The 22,150-nt window shown below is 63.4% G+C and carries 19 protein-coding genes; 9 read left to right on the forward strand and 10 right to left on the reverse strand.

All coding sequences use genetic code 11. From position 1 onward, the window contains the following. The coding region (locus AB4Y97_RS15910; protein WP_442000019.1) for a cadherin domain-containing protein at positions 1-4,588 on the reverse strand (4,588 nt) is incomplete at its 3' end. Between the two features lie 217 nt (positions 4,589-4,805). Here AB4Y97_RS15910 and xseA point away from each other — a divergent pair. After that, positions 4,806-6,383 carry an exodeoxyribonuclease VII large subunit gene (gene xseA, locus AB4Y97_RS15915; RefSeq protein ID WP_442000020.1) on the forward strand — a complete coding sequence of 526 codons (1,578 nt, stop codon included), beginning with the start codon at positions 4,806-4,808 and terminating at the stop codon, positions 6,381-6,383. 178 nt (positions 6,384-6,561) lie between these two features. Beyond that, positions 6,562-6,777 (forward strand): DUF2093 domain-containing protein, encoded by a 216-nt coding sequence (locus AB4Y97_RS15920; RefSeq protein ID WP_442000021.1) that lies wholly within the window; start codon positions 6,562-6,564, stop codon positions 6,775-6,777. On the opposite strand, the gene lpxK is transcribed toward AB4Y97_RS15920, so the two are convergent. From lpxK to AB4Y97_RS15955, 7 genes are all read right to left on the reverse strand, one after another. Continuing rightward, on the reverse strand, positions 6,769-7,788 hold the full coding sequence (gene lpxK / locus AB4Y97_RS15925; protein ID WP_442000022.1) for a tetraacyldisaccharide 4'-kinase: 1,020 nt from the start codon (positions 7,786-7,788) through the stop codon (positions 6,769-6,771). The two genes, AB4Y97_RS15920 and lpxK, sit on opposite strands and share 9 nt — an antisense overlap. Then, positions 7,788-9,077, reverse strand: a complete 1,290-nt coding sequence (locus AB4Y97_RS15930; protein ID WP_442000023.1) for a 3-deoxy-D-manno-octulosonic acid transferase — start codon at positions 9,075-9,077, stop codon at positions 7,788-7,790. The genes lpxK and AB4Y97_RS15930 overlap by 1 nt, the downstream gene beginning before the upstream one ends. Continuing rightward, positions 9,074-9,823 carry a lysophospholipid acyltransferase family protein gene (locus AB4Y97_RS15935; RefSeq protein WP_442000024.1) on the reverse strand — a complete coding sequence of 250 codons (750 nt, stop codon included), beginning with the start codon at positions 9,821-9,823 and terminating at the stop codon, positions 9,074-9,076. Before AB4Y97_RS15935 ends, AB4Y97_RS15930 begins: the two co-directional genes overlap by 4 nt. Positions 9,824-9,835: 12 nt before the next feature. After that, a complete protein-coding gene (locus AB4Y97_RS15940) occupies positions 9,836-10,069 on the reverse strand; it encodes a DUF4170 domain-containing protein (RefSeq protein ID WP_442000025.1) in 234 nt (77 codons plus the stop codon). Between the two features lie 60 nt (positions 10,070-10,129). Beyond that, on the reverse strand, positions 10,130-10,942 hold the full coding sequence (locus AB4Y97_RS15945; protein WP_442000026.1) for an inositol monophosphatase family protein: 813 nt from the start codon (positions 10,940-10,942) through the stop codon (positions 10,130-10,132). A 178-nt stretch (positions 10,943-11,120) separates the two neighbouring features. After that, positions 11,121-12,515: a hypothetical protein gene (locus AB4Y97_RS15950; protein ID WP_442000027.1), complete on the reverse strand. Its 1,395-nt coding sequence runs from the start codon at positions 12,513-12,515 to the stop codon at positions 11,121-11,123. A gap of 247 nt (positions 12,516-12,762) precedes the next feature. Continuing rightward, positions 12,763-13,209, reverse strand: coding sequence for a YybH family protein (locus tag AB4Y97_RS15955; RefSeq protein WP_442000028.1), 447 nt, complete (start codon positions 13,207-13,209; stop codon positions 12,763-12,765). Between the two features lie 161 nt (positions 13,210-13,370). Here AB4Y97_RS15955 and AB4Y97_RS15960 point away from each other — a divergent pair, with 161 nt between their 5' ends. From AB4Y97_RS15960 to AB4Y97_RS15970, 3 genes are all read left to right on the forward strand, one after another. Then, positions 13,371-13,817: a MarR family winged helix-turn-helix transcriptional regulator gene (locus tag AB4Y97_RS15960; RefSeq protein ID WP_442000029.1), complete on the forward strand. Its 447-nt coding sequence runs from the start codon at positions 13,371-13,373 to the stop codon at positions 13,815-13,817. Positions 13,818-13,988: 171 nt separating this feature from the next. After that, positions 13,989-14,516: an SRPBCC family protein gene (locus AB4Y97_RS15965; protein ID WP_442000030.1), complete on the forward strand. Its 528-nt coding sequence runs from the start codon at positions 13,989-13,991 to the stop codon at positions 14,514-14,516. A gap of 173 nt (positions 14,517-14,689) precedes the next feature. Next, the gene (locus AB4Y97_RS15970) at positions 14,690-15,892 is read left to right on the forward strand and encodes a multidrug effflux MFS transporter (RefSeq protein ID WP_442000031.1); all 1,203 of its coding nucleotides are present in this window, start codon (positions 14,690-14,692) and stop codon (positions 15,890-15,892) included. A gap of 39 nt (positions 15,893-15,931) precedes the next feature. Here AB4Y97_RS15970 and ubiA read toward each other — a convergent pair whose 3' ends face one another. Both ubiA and AB4Y97_RS15980 read right to left on the reverse strand, forming a co-directional pair. After that, complete coding sequence (gene ubiA / locus AB4Y97_RS15975) at positions 15,932-16,885, reverse strand: 4-hydroxybenzoate octaprenyltransferase (protein WP_442000032.1); 954 nt, start codon at positions 16,883-16,885, stop codon at positions 15,932-15,934. 16 nt (positions 16,886-16,901) lie between these two features. Continuing rightward, positions 16,902-17,366, reverse strand: a complete 465-nt coding sequence (locus AB4Y97_RS15980; RefSeq protein ID WP_442000033.1) for a hypothetical protein — start codon at positions 17,364-17,366, stop codon at positions 16,902-16,904. A gap of 205 nt (positions 17,367-17,571) precedes the next feature. On the opposite strand from AB4Y97_RS15980, the gene AB4Y97_RS15985 reads away from it, so the two are divergent. From AB4Y97_RS15985 to AB4Y97_RS16000, 4 genes are all read left to right on the forward strand, one after another. Beyond that, positions 17,572-18,330 carry a 16S rRNA (uracil(1498)-N(3))-methyltransferase gene (locus AB4Y97_RS15985; RefSeq protein ID WP_442000034.1) on the forward strand — a complete coding sequence of 253 codons (759 nt, stop codon included), beginning with the start codon at positions 17,572-17,574 and terminating at the stop codon, positions 18,328-18,330. 175 nt (positions 18,331-18,505) lie between these two features. After that, positions 18,506-19,648 (forward strand): carboxylate-amine ligase, encoded by a 1,143-nt coding sequence (locus tag AB4Y97_RS15990; protein ID WP_442000035.1) that lies wholly within the window; start codon positions 18,506-18,508, stop codon positions 19,646-19,648. 492 nt (positions 19,649-20,140) lie between these two features. After that, positions 20,141-21,511 (forward strand): glutamate--cysteine ligase, encoded by a 1,371-nt coding sequence (locus AB4Y97_RS15995; RefSeq protein WP_442000036.1) that lies wholly within the window; start codon positions 20,141-20,143, stop codon positions 21,509-21,511. 125 nt (positions 21,512-21,636) lie between these two features. Further along, a complete protein-coding gene (locus AB4Y97_RS16000; RefSeq protein WP_442000037.1) occupies positions 21,637-22,128 on the forward strand; it encodes a GNAT family N-acetyltransferase in 492 nt (163 codons plus the stop codon). The last annotated feature ends 22 nt before the right edge of the window (positions 22,129-22,150 follow it).

Consider the following 22,150-nt stretch of genomic DNA (forward strand, 5'->3'; position numbering starts at 1 on the left):
TGGTGAAGAAGCCCTTGTTCAGCTTGCCCGGCTTCAGTTCCGTGCCCTTGCCGAGCTTCTTGAAGACGGCGTTGTCGAGCCAGAGCGTATCGTCCTTGACGGAAAAGTCGGCGATCTTGTCGAAGTTGCTCTTCTTATTCGGCTTGGTGCCGAACACGAAGATGTCCTTGCCCGCGCCGCCGGTCAGCACGTCGTTGCCAAGCCCACCCCAGAGCTTGTCGTTGCCGGCCCCGCCACCGAGCCTGTCGTTGCCTTTGCCGCCCTTGAACACGTCGTTGGCGCTCGAGCCGGCGGTGACTTCCGGATTCTTGTCGCCGACCAGGATGGTGAAGGACTTGGCGAAGGCACCGCCATGGCCGTCCTCGACCTTGACCGTGATGGTATGCGACTGCGCCTGCTCGAAGTCGAGCCTAAAGCCGTCCTTGACCACGAGCTTGCCGCCGACGATCGCGAAGCGGTCCCCGGCACTGTCGAGGAGGGTGTAGGTGAAGGCATCACCGGCATCCGCGTCGGCGGTTGAGAAGGCGCCGATTTCGGTGGAGTTGGCGGCAAGCTCGCTGGCCGTCAGGCCGCTCAAGCCGATATCGGTGGGGGCGTGATTGCCAGGGACATCGTCGCTCGGGTCGTTGGTGACGTTGATCGTCAGGTCCTGCACGGCGCTGACGCCGCCCTTGCCGTCGGAGGCCTTCACGAAGAGGTGGTATGTCTTGGTGCCTTCGAAATCGAGAACCTTGTCCGCCGCCAGCTTGAGCTGTTTCGTGATGGGGTCGATGACGAACATGCCGTTCGCATCGCCGCCATCGGCCCGCGTCGTATCGAACGAGAAGGTCAGAGCATCGCCGTCGAGGTCCGTGGCGCTCAGAGCCCCAACAAATGCAGTGTTCTCCTGGACCTCGATGGTCGTGGTCCCATTCAGCCTCACATCCGTCGGCGCATGGTTACCGGGTGCCTCGGGCAGGTCATTGAGATGGATGACGATGTCCTTCTCATAAGCCAGTCCGCCTTGGTCAATGACCTTGACCCTGATGGTGTGCGAGGTGGCGGTCTCGTAGTCGAGCTTCGACCCATTGGCCACCACAATCGACTTTCCGTCGTCGCTGATGCGGAAGCGTCCGCCCGCACTGTTGGTCAGGATATAAACATGGCTGCCACCGGCATCCGGGTCGATCACGCCAAGATCGCCGACGATGGTGCTGTCGGCGGCATTCTCATCCACATGCGTGTTGGTCAGGGTAATGTCAGTCGGCGCACGATTTGACGGCGTCTCCGGCAGATCGTTGACGGTGATGGTGAAGGTTTCGTCGTGGCTCAGGCCGCCCTGATCCATGACACGGATCGTGACTGTATGGGTGCCTTTGGTCTCGAAATCGAGGATGGCGTCGCGCCGGATCTGAAGCTCGTTTCCGGCGATCTGGAACTTGCCGTCCGGATCGCTGAGGATTTCATAGCGGAAAGTGTTGCCGGTATCCGGATCAGCCGCGCCCAAGAGACCGACGAGCGTTCCTCCAGGAGAATTTTCGTCGATATCCATCCGGCTCAGGGTGATATCGGTCGGTGCCCGGTTCGATGGCGCCTCGGGCAAATCGTTGAGGGCGATGACGATGTCCTTCTCGTAGGACAAGCCGCCCTGATCGATGACCTTGACCCTGATGGTGTGCGTCGCGGCGTCCTCGTAATCGAGCTTGGCGCCGTTCGCCACCACGATCGACTTTCCGTCGTCGCTGATGCGGAAGCGTCCGCCTGCGCTGTTAACGAGCAGATAGAAGTGACTGCCTCCGGCGTCAGGATCGGCGACGCCGAGGTCGCCGACGATAGTGCCGTCGGCGGCGTTCTCGTCCACATGTGTCTTGGTCAGGGTAATGTCGGTCGGAGCATGATTCACCGGCGTGTCGTCAATGTCCCTGACGTGGATGACGATGCTCTTCTCGTAGCTCAGGCCGTGATTGTCCGTGACCGTGATCTTGATCGCGTGCGACATTGCAGTCTCGTAATCAAGGCTCTCGCTGGCTTTCAGCCTGAGCTCGTTTCCGACGATCTCGAATTTGCCGCTCGGGTCGCCGGTGAGCGCGAAAGTGAAGGTGTCGCCCGCATCCGGATCGACTCCGGTCAGCGTCGCGATCACGCCGGTCGTATCCTCATCCACCGTGTCCCGCGACAGGATTACGCCCGTCGGCTTCTCGTTCACATTGTGCACGTCGATTGTGAAGGTCTTGACCTGGATTGCGCCCTTCGAATCCTTCGCCAAAACCGTGATCTCGTGCGATGTGCCCTCGAGTGCTTCGTAATCGAGAAGACTGCCGTTCGCGACGACGATCTTGTACCCCGTCACCGCGTCGCCCACGATCTTGAAACGGCCGCCCGCATTGTTGAGCAGGGTATAGCTCACCGTATCGCCTTCCGGATCGACGGCGCTTAATCTGCCGACGAGGGTGCCGGCTTCTGAGTTCTCGTCGACGATGAGAGCTCCTGCGGTGCCGGTTCCCGTCAGGGACATGTCCGGCGCTTCGTTCAAGTCGTTGACGCTGATCCGGATCGTCTGCGGAGCGCTGACGCCGCCTCTGCCGTCGCTGGCGATCACCGTTAGCGTGAAGTATTTCGCGCCCGCCGGCAGCGCCTCGTAGTCGATGACGGCGCCCGGTGCGAGCTTGATCTCCTTGGTGGCGTTGTCGATGACGAACAGCCCGCCTCCGTCGCCGCCGGGAGCGAATGAATAGGTCAGGGCGTCGCCATCTGAGTCGGTCGCGCTGAGGGTGCCGATGAAGGCGGTGCCGTCGGCATTCTCGTTGACGGAGGCGCTCGTCCCGCCATTCAGCAACACATGCGTCGGAGCATGGTTCATGCCGACGACATAGTTGACGTCGATGGTGAAGGTCTTCGTAAGCGAGAGGCCGCCCTTGTCCGTGACCGTGACGTTGATGGTGTAGGAATGTGCGGTCCCGTAATCCAGGCTCTCGCCGGCCTTCAGCCTGAGCGCGTTGCCGACGATCTCGAACTTGCCGCTCGCATCATGAGACAGCGTGAAGGTGAGCGTGTCGCCTGCATCCGGATCGGTTCCGGTCAGGGTGGCGATGGTGCCGGTCGTACCTTCGTCGACATCTGTCGCCGACAGCTTCACGCCGGTCGGCTTCTCGTTCACGTCGCCGATATTGATCGTGACGGTCTTCGTGACGGAGAGACCGCCCTTGTCGGTAACCTTGATCTCGATCGCGTATGACTTCGCCGTCTCGTAGTCGAGGCTCTCGCCGGCTTTCAACCTGAGCTCGTTTCCGACGATCTCGAATTTGCCGCTCGGGTCGCCGGTAAGCGCGAAAGTGAAGGTGTCGCCTGCATCCGGATCGACTCCGGTCAGCGTCGCGATCACGCCGGTCGTTCCTTCATCCACCGTGTCCCGCGAAAGCGTCACACCGGTCGGCGTGCGGTTCGTATCGGTGAGATAGTAGCGGTGATAGACGCCATAGCCCGAGCCGTCCTGATTGGCGGATTGCCACGTTATGACCCAACCGCCGTTGGGCAGGGCCGTCACGCTGGGGCTTAACTGGTCCCCGGTGGTGGTGACGTTGACGAGTTGATCCGTTGCGAAGACGGCCTTGCCGTCCTTGTCGTATTGCTGGAAATAGATCCCTTCGCCCGAACCGTCATGGTTGGGAGATTCCCAGACCACGATCCATCCGCCATCCGCGAGCGCGGTCACGACGGCGGGTTCCTGAGTGCCGGTCAATGAGGCGTTGACGCGCACGGGGGCCGTAAAGAGGGCGAATCCGCTCTTGTCGAAGCGCTGCTGGTAGAGGTCGCCGTTGTTATACGACGTCCAGGTCACGACCCAACCACCGTCGCCCAGGCCAGTGACGCTGGAAATAATTTTGTAATCCGCTGTGTTGCCTTCGACCGTGATGTCGCTGGCGGAGGCGGCGTTTCCGTCCTTGTCGAAACGCTGCTGGAACATATGGTGTGTGTTGAAACCCGAACCGCTGTGGGATTCCCATGTCACGACCCAGCCGCCATCCGTGAGTGCCGTCACGCTTGCGCGATACTGGTTTCCGTCGGTGAGCGCATTGACGATCTTTTCGCCGCCGACCGGACTGCCGGCGGCATTGTAGCGCTGCTGATAAACACCGTTGCTCGACCCGTCCTGATTGGCCGATTGCCATGTCACGACCCAGCCGCCATCTGAGAGCGCCGTCACGCTCGACCCCGATTGGTCGGAGGCCGTGGTCGTGTTCACACGCGTCTCGCCGGAAGCCGGGTTTCCGTTCTTGTCGTATCGCCGCTGGTAGATTTCGCCGTCCCAGAAGGGGCCGGAGGTCCATGTCACGACCCATCCGCCATCGGTAAGGGCGGTGATGGACGGATCGCTCTGGTCATTCGCCGTGGTGACGTTGACGAGCTCGTCGACGGTTCCGAGCGCCTTGCCGTCCCGGTCGTAGCGCTGCTGATAGACGCCCCATCCCGAGCCGTCCTGATTGGCGGATTGCCAGACCACGACCCATCCGCCATCGGCCAGGGCCTTGATGCTGGGCGCGCTCTGATCCCCGGCCGCCGTGATATTGACCCGCGTTTCATCGCCGATTTTGACAATTGGACTTGGCATGGCGGGCGTCCCCACACAGTTTTACTTTTGATGGAACTTTGGATGTAATAACATAATATCGCCATGAGTCTAGCGAGGTCAGCGTAAGTACTTGGCCGCATAGTAAAATTTACAAGAACAGCCCCTCGCGCCACCTCCTCGGGGCACATGCCTCAACGGCAGGCTTGGCTGGCAGGGAGACTTGGCAGACCCCACCCGGACGCACTAAGTTCGCGCGATGTTCGCAGACGCAGACAAAACTCCCTCGAATGCCCCCGAATGGTCGGTCTCCGACCTTGCTGGGGCCCTGAAGCGCACCCTTGAGGATGCGTTCGGCCATGTGCGCCTGCGCGGCGAAATCTCCGGGTTCAGGGGGCAGCATTCCTCCGGACATGCCTATTTCAGCCTCAAGGACCAGAATGCCCGCATCGATGCGGTGATCTGGAAGGGCACGTTTTCCAGGCTGAAGATCAGGCCGGAGGAGGGGCTCGAGGTGATCGCCACGGGGCGCATCACCACCTTCCCGGGCAAGTCCACCTATCAGATCGTGGTCGATTCGCTGGAACCCGCGGGCATCGGCGCGCTGATGGCGCTGCTCGAGGAGCGGCGGCGCAAGCTGACGGCGGAAGGGCTTTTCGAAGCCGCGCGCAAGCGGCGGTTGCCCTATCTCCCGCAAGTGATCGGCGTCGTCACCTCGCCGACCGGCGCCGTGATCCGCGACATTCTCCACCGGCTGGAGGACCGTTTCCCGCGCCATGTCCTGGTATGGCCCGTGCGGGTGCAGGGCGAGACCTGCGCGGCGGAGGTGGCCGCCGCCATCCGCGGCTTCAATGCGCTCGAACCCGGCGGGCGAATTCCCCGTCCCGATGTGCTCATCGTCGCCCGCGGCGGCGGCTCCATCGAGGATCTGTGGGGGTTCAACGAGGAAATCGTTGTCCGCGCCGCCGCCGAAAGCGGCATCCCGCTGGTCGCGGCGGTAGGCCACGAGACCGACTGGACCCTGATCGACCATGCCGCCGATGTGCGCGCACCGACACCCACGGGCGCGGCGGAGATGGTGGTGCCGGTGCGCGTCGAGCTGATGGCCGGAATCCACGATCTCGCCCGCCGCCATCTTGAATCGGCACTGCGCATCGTCGAGCGCCGCCGCTCGGATTTGCGCTCCACCGCGCGGGCCCTGCCGACGCCGGATGCACTGTTCGCTCCAAAACGGCAGAAGCTCGATCTGGCTGTCGCCAAGTTGTTCCCGGCTCTGTCCCGCAATGCGCGCAATCACGAGGCGCGGGTCCTCGATCTGTCGCGCCGTCTGGCGCAGGTATCGCCCGCCGCCCGCGTGGCGGGATTGCGGGCGAGGCTCGATGCGGTCGGGCAACGGCCGCAGAATGCGGTGTCCCGGTCCGTCGTCCAGCGCAGCGAAAGCCTGAAACAGGCCGGCCAGCGCCTTGTCGTAGCGAGGAATGCGCTGCTGCGGGCCGAGCGCGTGCGTCTGGCCCAGGCCGGCGATCTCACCCGGCGGGTGGCCGAGCGGCTCAGTCCCGCCCTGCACGGCCAGATCGCACGCAAGGCCGAGCGCCTTCAGGCGGTCGCCCATCTCTTCGACAGTCTGAACTACAAATCCGTCCTGGCGCGCGGCTTCGCCCTGGTGCGCGATGCCGACGGGCATCCCTTGCGCTCGGCGCAGGCGGTGGCGGAAGGCCAGGCCCTCATGCTCGAATTCGCGGACGGCAAGGCCGATGCCACGGGTGGGCGCGGGCTGAAGCCGAAATTGCCGAAGACGAAGGCAGTGGTCGCGGAAGAACAGGGAGCCCTGTTCTGATTCACGGGGCCGATCACGGAGGCCGGCGAAACATGATCAGAGTCTCGGACCCTGATCCCGCATGACCTTTCGGGAAACCGGATTCCCCTTTTCCGGATCATGATTTAGCATTGGAAACTGGGCCCGAGCGATCTTATGTGAGGGTCGGTCAATCAAGACGACGGTGATGTCACCATCCATGAACAGATTTGAACGCAGCAGCGGCGAGGCCATCGTGCAATATCTCGACAGTGATCTGCGGATCGTGAAGCCGGGCGCATTCGTACTCTGCGCCGTGACCGGAAAGCAGATTCCGCTCGACGAGTTGAAGTATTGGAGTGTCGCGCGGCAGGAGGCCTATTCCTCGCCGGAAGCGGTCATGATCCGCCTCACGCAGATCGAACCGTCACGTTGATGCGCTGCCGATCCGCCGGTCGCCGATGCGTCGCAGGATGAAGTTGCGGAAGGCCGCTTCCTCCTTGAGGCGAAGCCGCACCGGCAGGGCCATGAGCTGCGGCCAGGTCAGCAGATCCGCCGCTCCCTCGATCCGCACCAGATCCTTTTCCGTCGTAACGGGTTGAAGGGAAAGCAGTCGGGCTTCCCGCTGAAGCTCGTCGAGATCGCGTGGGCCATAAACGTGATGATCGGGAAAGGCGTGCGCCTTTTCAACGATGGCGCCGCAGGCCCGCAACGTCTCGAAGAACTTTTCCGGCTTGCCGATTCCGGCGAAAGCCAGGACGCGCTTGCCCTGCAACCCCGCGACAACTTCGGCATCCGGCGTGAGACTTGCCCTGAACACGCGCCGGTTCAGCAATTTGGCCTCTCGTGCGACCGCGTCACCGGGCGCGCCCGCACCGATGATGAGAATCGCATCGACCGCCGGCCATTGCGCCGGCATCGGCGCGCGCAACGGACCGGAGGGAATGGGTAGGCCGTTGCCGATGCCGGATGCGCCGTCGACGACCGCGATGGTGCAATCCTTCGTCAGCGAAGGGTTTTGCAGGCCGTCATCCATGATGACGACGGTCGCGCCAGCTTCGATCGCCAGCCGCGCTCCGGCGGGGCGGTCGCGGGAGACGATGGTGGGAGCCATGCTCGCCAGAAGAAGCGGCTCGTCTCCGACATCGGCAGCGGTGTGATGGAGCTCGATCTGGACCGGCCCCGCAAGCTTGCCCTTGTAGCCGCGAGACAGGAAAGCCGGGCTCTCGCCCGCGCCGTCGAGGATTTCGGCGACGGCGAGTGCCGTGGGCGTCTTGCCCGCGCCACCCGCGGTGAAATTGCCGATGCAGACGATGGGGATACCGGCCTGCTCGCCGCGCTTCTTCATCCGCGTGCCGGTGATGCCGCCATAGACAAGGCTGGCCGGGCGGAGCAATCTGGCGAGAAGGGAAGGCGGCGTCCGCCACCAAAATGCCGGAGCGCGCATCAGCGGCGTGCTCCGAGCTTGGCCTGGACGATGAAAGGCTCGATGGACTGGATCGTGCGGTCGACCGCGCCGCCGAGCGCCTGCACCGCGTCGGAAGCGGCGCGCGCCATGGTCCGGGTGAGGGCGGCGTTGCCGAGGAGCTCGTTCACCGCCCGCGCGAGACCGTTGCTATCCTTCACCAGCAGCGCCCCGCGGGCATTGTCGATGGAAGCGTAGATTTCCGCCGCGTTGTGGATGTGGGGCCCGTGCAGGATGGCCGCGCCGAGCTTCGCCGGCTCGATGGGGTTGTGGCCGCCGATGGGAACCAGGGTGCCGCCCATCAGCACGATGGGGGACAGGCGATAGAACAGGCCCATCTCGCCGATCGTATCGGCCACATAGATATCGGTCGCCCGGTCCGGATGCATGCCCTGCGAACGGCGCCCGGCCCGCAAGCCCGCCCGTTCGGCCATGGCCGCGACCTCCGGGCCCCGTTGCGGATGGCGCGGCGCGATGATGGTGAGAAGGTTGGAATGGCGCTGGGCCAGGGCCCGGTGCACTGCGACGATGACATTCTCCTCGCCCGGATGGGTGCTGGCCGCGAGCCAGACCGGACGGCCCGCGATCAGGCCGGAGAGATGGGCCACGACCCGTGGGTCGGCGGGCGGCGGCGGGGCGTCGAATTTGAGGTTGCCGGTCACGAGAACGCGCGGCGCGCCGAGCCGCGCCAGGCGCTCCGCATCGTCGGGGGTCTGGGCCAGGCACAGGGCGAAGCGGTCGAGCAGGGCCTTGATGATGCCGGGCAGCTTCTGCCAACGCTGGTAGGAGCGGTCAGAGATGCGGCCATTGACCATGACGAGGGGGATCTGGCGCTTCTCGAGGGCGACGATGGTGTTAGGCCAAATCTCGGATTCGGCCACCAGGGCAAGATCGGGACGCCAGTGCTTGAGGAAGCGCCGGATATAGCGCGGCACGTCGAGGGGAACGTATTGATGCACTGCGCCGGGGGGCAGCCGCCGGGCGATGAGGGCGGCTGCGGTGCGCGTGCCGGAGGTGACGAGCACGGAAAGGCCCCGCTGCGTCAGGCGCTCGACCACCGGCATCAGGGACAGGGTCTCGCCGTTGCTTGCCCCATGCACCCAGACCAGATGGCCTTTCGGGCGGGGGCGGCTCGGATAACCCTGGCGCTCGCCGAGCCGGGTCCGGTCTTCGCGGCCCTTGCGCTGGCGCCAGTACAGAAGCCCGATCACCGCCGGCTCCAGGGCGGCGGTCACGGTGTGGTAGGTCCTGATGAGGATCGGCAGCCTCATGCGCGCGAACCTTCGGCAAGGGTGGGGCGCGCCTGCTTCCGCCTGGCGCCCGGGTCTTTCGAGCCCACGAGGGCATAGGCGCGGGCATGGACCGCGTCGAGTTCCCGCTCGACCGCCTGGCGCGCGGCTTCAAGGGTCGCGGCATCCGCATCGCGGGCCACGAAGAACGGCTCGCCGATCACCATCGCTCCGCGCCCGAAGGGCAGGCCGAGGCTCGCCCGGTCCCAACTGTCGAAGTCGATCCGCCGGCTCGTCACCACGGCGACGGGCACGATGGGCCGTCCCGACATCTGGGCCAGCGTCACGATGCCGTCGCCACAGATCCGCGCGATCTTCGGGATATCGGCGGTCATCACCACCATCTCGCCGTCGCTCAGGGCCCGCAGCATGCTGCGCATGGCCAAGACCCCGCCTTTCTTGCGGATATTGCGGCCACGCGCGCCCGAGCCGCGAATGGCGCGGATGCCGAGATGGCGCAGCGCAATGGCATTGAATTCCCCATCGCCGGAGCGGGAGACGAGGCTCGCCGCCCGATCCTGGGGCCGCTTGGCGAAATGGATCATGAAATGCTGCCCGTGCCACATGGCGGCGATGACGGGCATCATGGGGCCGATCCGGTCATAGGCATCCGCCGGTTCCATGACGAACCGGTTTGTGCGCTGCACGAGCTTGAGGTAGCTCGCCACCAGGAAGCCGAGGGCTTCCTGGACCGCGCGCGACCGTGTGATGCGTTTGACCGGGCTCATGGCGGCGAAGGGTCAGGCCTGATCGGGATTGAGCAGGCGGTGAAGATGGACGACGAAATAGCGCATATGCGCGTTGTCCACGCTCGCCTGGGCCTTTGCCTTCCAGGCCGCATGGGCAGTGGCGTAGTTCGGGTAGATCCCGACGATATCCAGCTTGGAAAGATCCTTGAAATCAACAGAATCGAGGTCGGTGAGCTCGCCGCCGAACACGAGGTGAAGGAGCTGCTTGCCAGGCTTGTCGGTCATAATGCTGAAGTCTCTTCTCAAGAGTGGAAAAGGCGTTGTTGCGCTGAGGCAGCCTGATTCTCAAGTTCTCATGGCCTCAATGGCGCGCGGATGCAACCATGCCGCAACGGCAGCCATTTCACCATGGCTCGGATCGGGGCGATTGTAGGGAGGCGGAGTTCCCTGGAAATCGGTGAGGAGAGCCCCCGCTTCGTGCAGGATGAGGTCGGCGGCCGCGATGTCCCAGTCGGCGGCGTTCGAGGAGACGAGCCCCACATCGATCGTCCGATCCGCGACCCGCACCAGCCGGAGAGCCAACGAGGGCACCTTGGGCAGGCGCTCCACCGGGCCGATGCTGTGCTCGAACCGGTCCACGAGGGGCTTGGGTCCCGCGACACGCAGGCGCTCCTGGCGCTTTTCCTGCGAAATCCACAGCCTTTCGCCGTTGCGGAAGGCCCCGCCGCCGAGGCTCGCCTCATAGAGATGGTCGTGAATCGGCGCATGGACGACTCCGAGAACCGGGCGTCCCTCCATCACCAGGGCAATGGAGATCGACCAGTCAGGGTGGCCGGTCGCAAAGGCGCGGGTGCCGTCGATGGGATCGACGATCCAGACAAAGCGGCGGCTGAGCCGGGCCGGATCGTCCGCGGTCTCCTCGGAAAGCCATCCGGCCTCGGGCAGGATGCCCAGGAGGTGGTCCTTGAGGAAGGAATCGAGGGCGATATCCGCTTCCGTCACCGGCGAACTGCGTTCCTTGTACCAGAGCCGCGCCGCAGTCTGCGCGCCCTCCCGGAAGAAGGGCAGGGCCATGGCTCCAGCCTGCCGCGCGGCATCACGCACGGACGAGGCGAGGGATGGATCGAGTTCGGAAAGGGAGGCGAGCATCGCAATCATAGATGGGAGATATCGCAGACGAATGCCACACCCTTCGATGGCTTGCGTGGCGTTTTTGGTCGCATGGGAAGGTTTTATTGAGACGATCCGTACAAATCCCCCTGTTATCCAACGCTTGCGCGTGAAGAGCCGAGCCCTGGCCACCGCGCGATGCTTGCCTCGCCTCCAGCAATGATCATCAGAGCCGGAATCCCCGGCGCAGGGAATAGGCACGGGCGAGCATGGCGACACCGCCGCCGCTGAACAGCCCGTTCGTGAACCATTGCGGGTAATGCAGCATGTATTGGAGCAGCTTCTCGCCGATGCGACGCTCCCGGTCGACGAAGAAGAGGCCTGCCGCGATCATGGGCACATAGCTCTGGTATTCCGGCGTCTGGCTCGCAAGAGGCTTGGTGAAATCGATGGGGCGAGCCGGGTCGCTGCGGCGTGTCATGGTGTTGATGCCGGACGGATCGGCCATGATCACATCCGCATAGGTGCGGGCGATGCCGATCATCTCCTCTTCCTTCACGATCAGGCCGTGACGCGCCAGCGCGAGCGGCAGTTCGGCGGAGACGGTCATCTTCCAGAAGAATTCCGATTTCGGACGCTTCTTGAAATCCGGGTCCTGCTCGTAAGGCGTCGATATCGCGCCATCCGTATCGACGACCATGGAGCCGCGGTAGAAGTTCAAAAGCTTGCGCGCCTTTTCCAGATGGCGCGGTTCCTTCGTGAAGGCATGAAGCTCCACGAGGCTGGCGCCGAAGGCGTTGATATGGTTGGTGGGGTCTATCGCCTGGGGAATGAAGGCATAGCGATAGCAGCCCGCATCGAATTTCGGCAGATCGACATAGAACATCTCGTATTCGTCGAAGGACGGGGCAAGCTTTTGCGCAAGACCCGCGATCTCATCGTCGAGTTCTCCGCGCGCCGAGAGCCGGTTGGCCAGTTGCAGGATCGGCAGGGCGATCAACCCGGTCGCGGTGATGTCCGTGCCGCGCATCTTCGGCCCGCCGAAGGAAATGACCGAACCCCATGATTTGACGATGCGCTTCTGGTTTTCGTCGATCACGCCGTGCATGTCGTCGCGCGCCGCCATCACGTTGTGCGCCGCGCCGACGAGAATATCGAGAAAACGGGTTTCGCCGGTGGCCTCATAGAGTTCGAGCGCCGCCCGTCCCCAGAACGACCATTGCCAGGAATAGAGCTGCCCCCGCTGATGGATCGGCGGCAGGCTGGGATCGGGATTGTCGAGGGCGGTCAGCCAGCGCAGGTTGAAGTTCAGGCAATCGTAGAAGACATCCCGATGCGGCGTGCAGCTGGTGAAGACGCCGAAGGACTTCGCGGTCGGATGGAGGTCGCGCCTTTCCTTGAAACTCTCGGGATGTTCGAGAAGGCTCGTCGCCTCCTTGTCGTCAACGGTCTCGCCTGCATGGTAGCGCGCCCATACGTTCAAGTATCGCTGATAGGCGCTGCCGCTCTGATCGAAGCCGGAGAATGTCAGGCCGGGCCGGCTCTTCCAACCGGCGAGCACGGCCGGCGCGAAGACGGGCATGCAGAGAGACCCGAGGATATGGCGTCTCGTCAGTTTCATGCGGCCCTCGCGAACGTTTCTCACGCAAGCCGCAGGTCATCGCGCTGAAGGTCGGGACGGCGGATCGCGCATTGTCAAAAGGAATGTGAGACAATGTAGCCGCTTAAGGCATGATCCGTTCACGGTCAAACAAACCGTCGTTCCCCGCTTGCGGCACATTGGCCGCGCCTGTCGTGGGCGGACCGATGCAGACCGGCCCGCCGCAAGCGTTCATTCCCGATTTTGGGGGTATGGACAAAGCCGGCGGTTATGGTTGGAGGTCGAACAGCGCCTTGCCGGTTTCCATGTCGAACGGCGCCGAGAAATGCTCGTGCACGACCATCCACTTGCCGTCGATCTTGCGATAGCCGGAGGTCATGCGCATCCAGGAGGCTTTCTCCTCGCCGTTTGCCGCCGTGCCGCCGCAGCGGTTGAGACAATGGGCGAAAGCCACATCCCCGCTTGCCGTGATGGCGAGGTCCCGGATCTCGAAGATCATCAGGCCGTCGCACATGGCAAGACAGGCCTCCCAATGCTTCCTGTAGGCTTCGACGCCCTTGAATTGCAGCTGGGACACGGCATCGAAGGCCAGGATATCGGGCGCGTAGTGGGAGGCAATTCCGTCGATATCCTGGGCGCGTACGGCTTTGATCCACCGATCGATCAGATCCCGAACCTCGTCTTCCGGCCTGACTTTGTAAGCAACGGTATCCATGGGCGTCTCCTCTTCGAAACTGATCGGTGATGGGCGTTCTTCGCCCGTCGCAGCGACGAGGGATGCGGCATCGGGAAGGGTCCCGATGCATCGGAAACTCCGTTGCGAACATCCCAGCATCGCCGTCTTGACAGTTGGGTTGATATCAACATAAATAGATCATGTCAAAACCCGATGATCTCCCCATCGAAATCACCCATAAGGTCCGCGACACCTGTTTCTGTCTCCATGTCCAGCGCGCGGGACGAGCCGTCGCGCGGCGCTATGATGAGGCGCTGCGGCCGTTTGGGCTGACGAACGGCCAGTTCTCCCTGATGATGTCCCTCAATCGCCCCAAGGCCTCGAGCATGAGCAGCGTATCGGCGCTGCTCGCCATGGATCGCACCACGCTCACCGCGAGCCTCAAGCCTCTTCAGCGCCGCGGCCTGGTGGCGATAGCATCCGACCCTGCGGACAGGCGTGCCCGTCTCATGATGTTGACGCGCGCGGGGAGGGCGCTTCTCGCCTTGGCCCTGTCTAGCTGGGAAGTGACGCAGGCGGCAACCGAGCGCCTCATCGCCAGCTCCGACCCGGACGGCCTGCGGGCCGATCTGCGCGCCATCTCCTGACGAGGCATGAGCAATGATCGGGTGACGACATCGGAAATGGGGCAGCGCGCGTGCAACTGCCGCAGGTGCAGCGGTGACTCTTGGATAGACCTGGACGCCGCTGGGCCGGGCAAGTATTCACTCAAGCTGAATATAATTCTATAACGGCAGAGTCGTTATCGGGGGATATCAATGATCGAGACTATTACTATCGCCATCGTGGTTCTGCTGGCTGCGCTACTTGCCTTCGCGGCGACCAGATCCGACACGTTCCGCATTCAGCGCGCGGCCAGCATCAAGGCCCCGCCGGAGAAGATCTTCGCGTTCATCAACGACTTCCAGCATTGGGGAATCTGGTCGCCCTGGGAGAAGATGGACCCCGCAATGAAGAGAATGCATAGCGGAGCCGCAAGCGGCAAGGGCTCCGTATATACGTGGGCGGGCAACAGCAAGGTCGGCGCGGGGCGCATGGAGATCACAGACACTTCGCCATCGTCGAAAGTCACGATCAAGCTGGATTTCTTCAAGCCGTTCGAAGGTCACAACATGGCCGAGTTCACGCTCGAGCCTGCGGGCGATTCCACGAACGTCACATGGGTCATGCATGGCCCCAGGCCTTACTTCGTGAAACTGATGAGTATCTTCGTCAATATGGACAAGATGATCGGCAAGGATTTCGAGACCGGTCTTTCCAACCTCAAGTCTGCCGCCGAACGATAGGGCATTTTCCGCAAAAGCGGATCCGGTTTTGCGAAAGAAAGTGTGTGCCCCCCAAAAAGCTGGAGTCGGTTTCATGAATCGGAATTCATGAAACCGACTCCGGATAGCGGATATCGATTGCAGCATCGCGCCTGCATTCGGTGCCGATGCCGCCCAATACGAAAGATGTTTCCATGACTTCGAGCTACTTGAAAAATGCCGTCATCCTCGGCCTGCTTTCGGCCATCGGGCCGTTCGCGATCGACATGTATCTTCCGGCGCTGCCGACGATCTCGTCGGATCTCAATGCATCGACGGCGGCGACGCAGATGACCCTGATGGTCTTCTTCGTGGCCTTCGGCATCTGCCAGATCGCCTATGGGCCGATCTCGGACATGGTGGGGCGCAAACCGCCGCTCTATTTCGGCCTCGTGTTCTTCACCATCGGCTCAATCGGCTGCGGCATGGCCCGCAGCATCGAGTGGCTGATCTTCTTCCGCTTCATTCAAGGCATCGGCGCTTCTTCCGTCATGGTGATTCCACGCGCGATCATTCGCGATCTCCATACCGGCGTCGAGGCGACGCGGCTGATGTCTCTGGTGATGCTGGTGCTGAGCGTGTCGCCCATCCTGGCTCCGCTGACGGGCAGCGCCCTCATCGTGCCTTTCGGCTGGCGGGCGGTTTTCTTCGCGGTGACATTGGTCGCGGTGCTGAGCTTCGTCCTGCTCGCCTTTTTCCTGCCGGAGACGCGCCCGCCCGCGGACCGCATCACGTTGAGCGTCGCCAGCCTGTTCGACGGTTTCGGCCAGCTCTTCCGCGACCGACATTTCCTCGGGCTCACATTCATCGGCGGGCTCGGCATGTCGAGCTTCTTCGCCTTTCTCGCGAGTTCGTCCTTCATCTATATCGACCATTTCGGTCTCACCCCGACCGAGTACAGCGTGGCGTTCTCGGTCAACGCGATCGGGTTCATCGGCGCATCGCAACTGACCGCCACCCTCGGCGCACGGTTCGGCATGGGGCGGGTGGTGACCGGCGCGGTCTCTCTCTACGCGCTGTTCGCGCTGGCCCTGTTCGCCGTGACGGCGGCAGGAATCGACAGCCTGCCGGTGCTGATCGGAATGCTGTTCGTCGCCTTCGCCTTCCTCGGCCTGGTCATTCCCTCGACCATGGTTCTCGCTCTGGAGGAGCACGGCCCGATCGCGGGTATCGCCTCGGCGCTCGGCGGCACGCTCCAGATGCTCACCGGTGGGGCCATGATCGTGATCGTCAGCCTGATGTTCGATGGAACCGCATTCCCGATGGTGGCGGCCATCGCGCTCTGCGCCGTCGGCGCTCTCGTCCTGAGCGTGCTCACCTTGCGGCGCCGGGAGCTTGCGCCTCAACCGGCGGAATAGGCCGCACGATGATCCGGCGCATCGCGATGCGCCGGATCGTCAAAGCGCCCGTATCACGCAGTCCAAAGTCATGGCGGCGAACAGGATCAGGCCCGCATTCCGGTTCGAGCGGAAAAGGCGCAATGCCCCGGCGCCGTCGTTCCGGTCGAGGCGGGCGACCTGCCAGGCGAGATGGAGCGCGAAGAGGCCGAGGCCTGCGAAGGCCACTTTTCCCGCACCTGCCAGGACGAAAGCCGGCACCATGAAGGCGAGCGTCAGGGCATAGCAGATGGCCACCCCGAGCCGGACCTTGTCGCCGAAGAAGCGCGCGGAGGATTTGATCCCCGCGATCTCGTCATCCTCGATATCCTGCAGGGCATAGATGGTGTCGTAACCCACCACCCAGGCGATGCTGCCGCCATAGAGCAGGAAGGCGGCAAGGCTCAAGGAGCCGAAGGCGGCGGCCCAGCCCATCAGTGCGCCCCAGGCGAAGGCGAGGCCGAGCACGATCTGCGGCAGCCAGAAGAACCGCTTCATGAACGGATAGAGCGCCACGATACCGAGGGAAGCGAAGCCCGTGGCGATGGCGAAGGCGTTGAACTGGAGAAGAACGGCAAGGCCGACAAGGGCCTGGAGGGCGAGGAAGGCAAGTGCCCCTTTCAGCCCGACCTGTCCGGAGGGCAGGGGACGCTGGCGCGTACGCTCCACCCGGGTGTCGAGATCCCGGTCGACGATGTCGTTATAGGTGCAGCCCGCCCCGCGCATGGCCACGGCGCCGATCAGGAACAGCAGGCAATGGAGCGGATTCGGCCAGGGCGGATTCGGCCAGGATTGCCCGCCGGCGATGGCGGCAAGCGCCGCCGACCACCAGCATGGCAGCAGCAGAAGCCACCAGCCGATGGGGCGCTCGATTCGCGCCAGGCGCAGGTAGGGCCTCAAGCTGGCCGGGGCCAGCCGGTCGGCCCAATGACCGCGGACGGCATCCGGAAGGGATGAGACGGTGGGACGGTCCATCACGGGACGTCCTGAATCAGAGGGCGCCCTTCGGCATGGTGTAGGACCCGGTCAGGCTGTTGCCGCCCAGCAGGCCGCCGCCGCCCTGCTGGCCCTTCTTGGCCTGTTTCTCCATTTCGGCGATCTTGGCGGCAGCCGAGCAGGCCTTGCCCTTCATCTCCACCGCGCGCTTGTGATCCTCTTCGAAGCCCTGGGCGAACTGGTCAGGCACTTGGCACCAGGCTTTGTTGGATTCGAGCCATTTCAGGCCGACGCTGCCGTTGGAGACGAGCTTGGTGAAGACCCCACAGGCGGCGCGGGGGTCGATCTGCTTCTTCTTGCCCTCGCCGCCGAGCTTGTTGATCTGCTGGATCAGGCTCTGGCGTTCGGACAGGAATTTCTGCGCGTCCTGGCAGTTGCTCGCCTGCGCGAAGGCAGGAGCGGCCGCAAACACGCCAGCGGCGGCGATGGCGACCGCAAGGTGCGAACGGAGGTGCAGCATCGGTAAAATCCTCGAATAGAAGCGCGCGACGTCTCGCGCACCGATGTTCTGTTAACAGGTTAGGGCCCCCAAGGCCAAGCGGCGAATGGCCCGATAGGACAGGATGTGCCCGAGCGCACTTAAATTCGAGGTGAACGGCGGCGGCGACCCTCTCCCCTCGGTGGGGCGAAATTGTTAAGCGTGGGATCCCTGCTCCGGAGCTTTCATGGCCTCGTACGATTTCAACGCGCCCCGCCTTTTCGTAGATGTTCCCCTCGCTGCCGGAGCGCGGATCGCCCTCGACCGGGGGCAGGCCAACTACCTCCTGAATGTCCTGCGCCTCAAGGCGGGCGATGCGGTGCTCGTCTTCAACGGACGGGACGGCGAATGGAAGGCCGAAGTAGCGGTCGAGGGGCGGAAGGCTGCGGATCTCGTCTGCGCCGAGCGCACCCGTGAGCAGACCGCTCCGCTCGATCTCATCTATGCCTTCGCGCCCCTGAAGCATGCCCGGCTCGACTACATGGTCCAGAAGGCGGTGGAGATGGGGGCGGGCGTTCTCCAGCCCGTTCTGACGCGCAGGACCCAGAGCACACGGGTCAATCTCGAGCGCATGCGGAGTAATGCCATCGAGGCAGCTGAGCAATGCGGGATTCTCCTTATTCCCGAGATCCGGGAAGATCAGAATTTCGATAAATTCATCAATGGCTTGGAAAAGGATCGTCTGGTCGTTTTCTGCGATGAGGACGCCCCCGTCTCCAACCCGGTCGAGGCCCTGAAAAAGACCCTCACGGAGGGTGGGAACAAGGCGACCAAGTTCGCCGTTGTTGTGGGCCCCGAAGGGGGGTTCGTCGATCAGGAGAGAGCGCTTGCTGCCGCCCACGAAAGGTATGTCCGCGTATCGTTGGGGCCGCGAATCCTACGCGCCGATACAGCGGCCGTCGCCGCCCTGGCCCTCGTCCAATCAGTGCTGGGAGACTGGGCTTAGGCCAACGCTCCGACAACGAGCCCAACTGAACCACCCGTAGCTTCAACAGCTTAGCAGTTTCGAGGCGATTCGCCCCAATCTCGCCCTATTCCGGAGGAGGTTGATGCCCGTCTTTACAGGGCACGCATTCGTTAAAAATACAAATCTGAAAAGAATAAATATGAGGAGCTCAAGAATGAGCGGGGAATACAAGTTCGGTATCGAGGAAGAATATTTCATAAACGATGCGATTAAACGCGATGTAGCCCGAGGAAGAGTAAAAGAGTTCTTTTCATCCTGCCGCGAAGAGCTTTCAGAAGATATCCAACTTGAAATGCTTGAGCCGCAGATCGAGATCGCCACCAAGCCCAGCCTGGATTTCTCCGACGCCCGCTCTCAGCTCACCAGCTTGCGCTCAAGCGTGGGCGAGATCGCCCGCGAGCACGACCTGTCGGTGATGGCGTCCGGCACCCATCCGCTCGCGGTCTGGGCACGGGTGCGCCCCACTGCGCAGCCGCGCTACGGCAAGGTGATGCACGATCTTCAGATGGTCGGCAGCCGCACGATTGTCTGCGGCATGCATGTTCATGTGGAGCTTCCGGATTTGGCGGCCCGGGTCGACATCATGAACCGGATCCAGCCCTATCTGCCCTTGCTTCTGGCGCTCTCGACCTCCTCGCCGTTCTGGCAGTCGCAGCGCACCGGACTGCTCGGCTACCGGCTTGCGGCATACCGCGAGTTGCCGCGCACCGGCCTGCCGGATCTGTTCCAGGACGAGAAGGATTATCAGCGCTACATCGATACCCTGGTGGCCGCACGGGCCATCGAGAATTCGAGCTATGTGTGGTGGGTGATTCGGCCCTCCCGGAAGCATCCGACCCTGGAGCTTCGCGTCGCCGATAGCTGCACGCGGGTCGACGATACGCTGGCGATCGCCGCCCTCTATCGCTGCCTCGTGCGGCGCCTGAGTCTCGATACACGCCTCAATGCCGGCCAGACCGGCGCCTCACGGGCGATCAACGACGAGAATGGCTGGCGTGCCCAGCGCTACGGCATCCATGGCAGCTTCGTCGACGAGGCGTCCCGCAGCGCCAAGCCCGTGCGGCAGATTCTCGACGAGACTCTCGCTCTCGTGGCGAGCGACGCCAAGGTGCTCGGTTGCGAGCGCGAGTTGGATCTCTGCCGCTGGATCGTCGCTCGCGGCACCAGCGCCGACCAGCAGCTCACCCTCTATACGGAAGCGGTCGGCCGCGGTCTGTCGGGCCGGGACGCCCTGGTCGGCGTCGTCGACTGGCTGTCCGCCGAGACGGTCGGGAAGACGGTGGTGCAGCACCACTAGCGCATCGTGCGGAAAAGTGGACCCGGTTTTCCGCATACAACGATGCGCCGCTTAAGGAAATGAGCCTCGGACCCAAAAGTGGACTCCACTTTTGGGTCCGAGGCTCTAGGCAAAGCAACGTGCGGGGAAGCGAATGCGTTTCCCCGCACGTTGGAGCATCTTGAAAAGACGCATTCTCATTCGCAAGAACCGGCGGCCGCGGCCGCCGGGTCCATCGCCTGGAGCAAGGGACAGGGGAATGGCAGCTTGAGCCATCATGGTCCCCCGGCACGCTGAACGGCTGGGACAGTATAGCACACCAGCCTCCCGGCGCTTTCAGGAAGCCGCAGGGAAGCCACGGGGCATCGCCCGGCGGAGTTCGTTCGGGATGACGAGAATGACACACTCTATGCATTCTCTCCGCATCGCTCATTGCAGCTTGTCCTTAACCCGCTTATCTACACCCGACCTGAGTCGGCGCGCCTTGAACGCGCTTTTTTGATGAGGTGATGCATGGCGCGGGACGTATCCGATACGACCCCTTTAGGCGCTCGCTCGGAGCTCGTGGAATGGATCGAGTCCGGCGAGAAGCCGCGCGAAACGTGGCGGCTCGGCACCGAGCACGAGAAAGTTCCCTTCTACAAGGCCGATGCGTCGCCCGTGCCCTATGAGGGCGAGCGGGGCATTCGCGCGCTCCTGGAGGGATTGCAGGGCCTGACCGGCTGGGAGCCGATCATGGAGAACAGCTACCCCATCGGCCTCGTCGACGAGGTCGGGGGAGGGGCGATCTCGCTGGAGCCCGGCGGGCAGTTCGAATTGTCCGGCGCGCCGGTCAGAACCCTGCACGAGACCGCCGATGAAACGGCGTTGCATCTGAAATATGCGAAGGCCGTCGGCGACAAGCTCGGCCTGGGTTTCCTGACGCTCGGCATGAGCCCGCTCTGGACGCGGGCCGAGACGCCGGTCATGCCGAAGGCGCGCTACCGCATCATGACCGAGTACATGCCCAAGGTCGGCAGCCTCGGCCTGGACATGATGTACCGCACGGCGACCGTGCAGGTGAACATGGATTACGGATCCGAAGCCGACATGGTGAAGAAGATGCGGGTGTCGCTCGCGCTTCAGCCCATCGCGGCGGCGATCTTCGCGAATTCGCCTTTCACCGACGGCAAGCCCAACGGTTATCTCTCCATGCGTTCGGCGATCTGGCTCGACACGGATCGCGATCGCACCGGCATGCTGGACTTCGCCTTCGAGGAAGGCTTCGGCTACGAGCGTTACGTGGATTGGGCGCTCGACGTGCCGATGTATTTCGTCAAGCGCGACGCGACCTATCACAATGTGGCGGGTGCTTCCTTCAAGGATCTGTTCGCAGGCAAGCTCGCGCAATTGCCGGGCGAGCGCGCCACGCGCTCCGATTGGGCGAACCACGTCTCGACCCTGTTCCCGGAAGTGCGCCTCAAGCGCTATCTTGAAATGCGCGGCGCGGATGTGGGGCCGCAGGAACACATCACCGCGCTCTCCGCCTTCTGGGCCGGCCTTCTTTACGATCAGGCCGCGCTCGACGGCGCATGGGAGCTGGTGAAGAACTGGACCGCCGAGGACCGCAACCGCCTGCGCAACGATGTGCCGAAGCGCGCGCTCAAGGCCGAAATCGCCGGCCGCTCCGCCCGCGATGTCGCCCGCGATGCGCTCACGCTCTCGAAGGCCGGTCTTCAGCGCCGCGGCTACAAGGACGAGGCGGGCCGGGACGAGACGCGCCATCTCGCCTACGTGGAAGACATCGTGGAATCTGGCCGCACGCCCGCCGAGCGCCTGCTCGAACGCTATCACGGAGAATGGGGCGGCTCGGTGAAGCCCGCCTTCCGGGAATGCGTGTTCTGAGAACCTGATCGAGAAAGAAGAACGGCGTCACGACCGCTCGTCGTGGCGTCCTCGACAAGGCGTATCATCGGACAAGCCCGGTGAAGATGGCGAAAGCGTATCCTCAAACGGGCGAACGAGAGCAGATGATGGACGTGAAGAATGGCGTGCGCGTGCGTGAGGCCGGGATTGACGATGCTCCGACCATTCTCGCGCTGATCAAAGAGCTGGCGGCGTTCGAAAACCTCTCTCCCTTCGTCGAAACCGATGAGGCGCGCTTGCGCGAACACGGCTTCGGCGATGCGCCGCGCTTCCATGTGCTTCTGGCGGAAGCGGACGGCGAGGCGATCGGTTTCTTGAGCTACATGATCCGCTACTCGATCTGGGGCGGCGGCGCGTTCATCAACCTCGACGATCTCTTCGTCTCGGAGCGCGCAAGAGGACGTGGCACCGGCCGCGCCCTGATGCGCCGGTTGGCGGAAATCGCCGTCGAAAAACGCATGGTCGTGCGCTGGGAGCTTCTGGTCGACAACGGGCCGGCCAAGGCGTTCTACGAAGCCATCGGCGCCACCATTTCCGAGAAGCTGATCGCCCGCTGGTCGGTGGATGCCGCGCGGGCCTTCAGCACGCGGGCGTGATGCGCTTCCAGCGGCTTATGCT

The sequence above is a fragment of the Microvirga sp. 2TAF3 genome, assembly GCF_052114965.1.
Lineage (GTDB): Bacteria > Pseudomonadota > Alphaproteobacteria > Rhizobiales > Beijerinckiaceae > Microvirga.

Coding starts and splice junctions, on each gene's coding strand:
- xseA (WP_442000020.1), top strand. CDS start 4,806: ATGTTCGCAGACGCAGACAAAACTCCCTCGAATGCCCCCGAATGGTCG.
- AB4Y97_RS15920 (WP_442000021.1), top strand. CDS start 6,562: ATGAACAGATTTGAACGCAGCAGCGGCGAGGCCATCGTGCAATATCTC.
- lpxK (WP_442000022.1), bottom strand. CDS start 7,788: ATGCGCGCTCCGGCATTTTGGTGGCGGACGCCGCCTTCCCTTCTCGCC.
- AB4Y97_RS15930 (WP_442000023.1), bottom strand. CDS start 9,077: ATGAGGCTGCCGATCCTCATCAGGACCTACCACACCGTGACCGCCGCC.
- AB4Y97_RS15935 (WP_442000024.1), bottom strand. CDS start 9,823: ATGAGCCCGGTCAAACGCATCACACGGTCGCGCGCGGTCCAGGAAGCC.
- AB4Y97_RS15940 (WP_442000025.1), bottom strand. CDS start 10,069: ATGACCGACAAGCCTGGCAAGCAGCTCCTTCACCTCGTGTTCGGCGGC.
- AB4Y97_RS15945 (WP_442000026.1), bottom strand. CDS start 10,942: ATGATTGCGATGCTCGCCTCCCTTTCCGAACTCGATCCATCCCTCGCC.
- AB4Y97_RS15950 (WP_442000027.1), bottom strand. CDS start 12,515: ATGAAACTGACGAGACGCCATATCCTCGGGTCTCTCTGCATGCCCGTC.
- AB4Y97_RS15955 (WP_442000028.1), bottom strand. CDS start 13,209: ATGGATACCGTTGCTTACAAAGTCAGGCCGGAAGACGAGGTTCGGGAT.
- AB4Y97_RS15960 (WP_442000029.1), top strand. CDS start 13,371: ATGTCAAAACCCGATGATCTCCCCATCGAAATCACCCATAAGGTCCGC.
- AB4Y97_RS15965 (WP_442000030.1), top strand. CDS start 13,989: ATGATCGAGACTATTACTATCGCCATCGTGGTTCTGCTGGCTGCGCTA.
- AB4Y97_RS15970 (WP_442000031.1), top strand. CDS start 14,690: ATGACTTCGAGCTACTTGAAAAATGCCGTCATCCTCGGCCTGCTTTCG.
- ubiA (WP_442000032.1), bottom strand. CDS start 16,885: ATGGACCGTCCCACCGTCTCATCCCTTCCGGATGCCGTCCGCGGTCAT.
- AB4Y97_RS15980 (WP_442000033.1), bottom strand. CDS start 17,366: ATGCTGCACCTCCGTTCGCACCTTGCGGTCGCCATCGCCGCCGCTGGC.
- AB4Y97_RS15985 (WP_442000034.1), top strand. CDS start 17,572: ATGGCCTCGTACGATTTCAACGCGCCCCGCCTTTTCGTAGATGTTCCC.
- AB4Y97_RS15990 (WP_442000035.1), top strand. CDS start 18,506: ATGAGCGGGGAATACAAGTTCGGTATCGAGGAAGAATATTTCATAAAC.
- AB4Y97_RS15995 (WP_442000036.1), top strand. CDS start 20,141: ATGGCGCGGGACGTATCCGATACGACCCCTTTAGGCGCTCGCTCGGAG.
- AB4Y97_RS16000 (WP_442000037.1), top strand. CDS start 21,637: ATGATGGACGTGAAGAATGGCGTGCGCGTGCGTGAGGCCGGGATTGAC.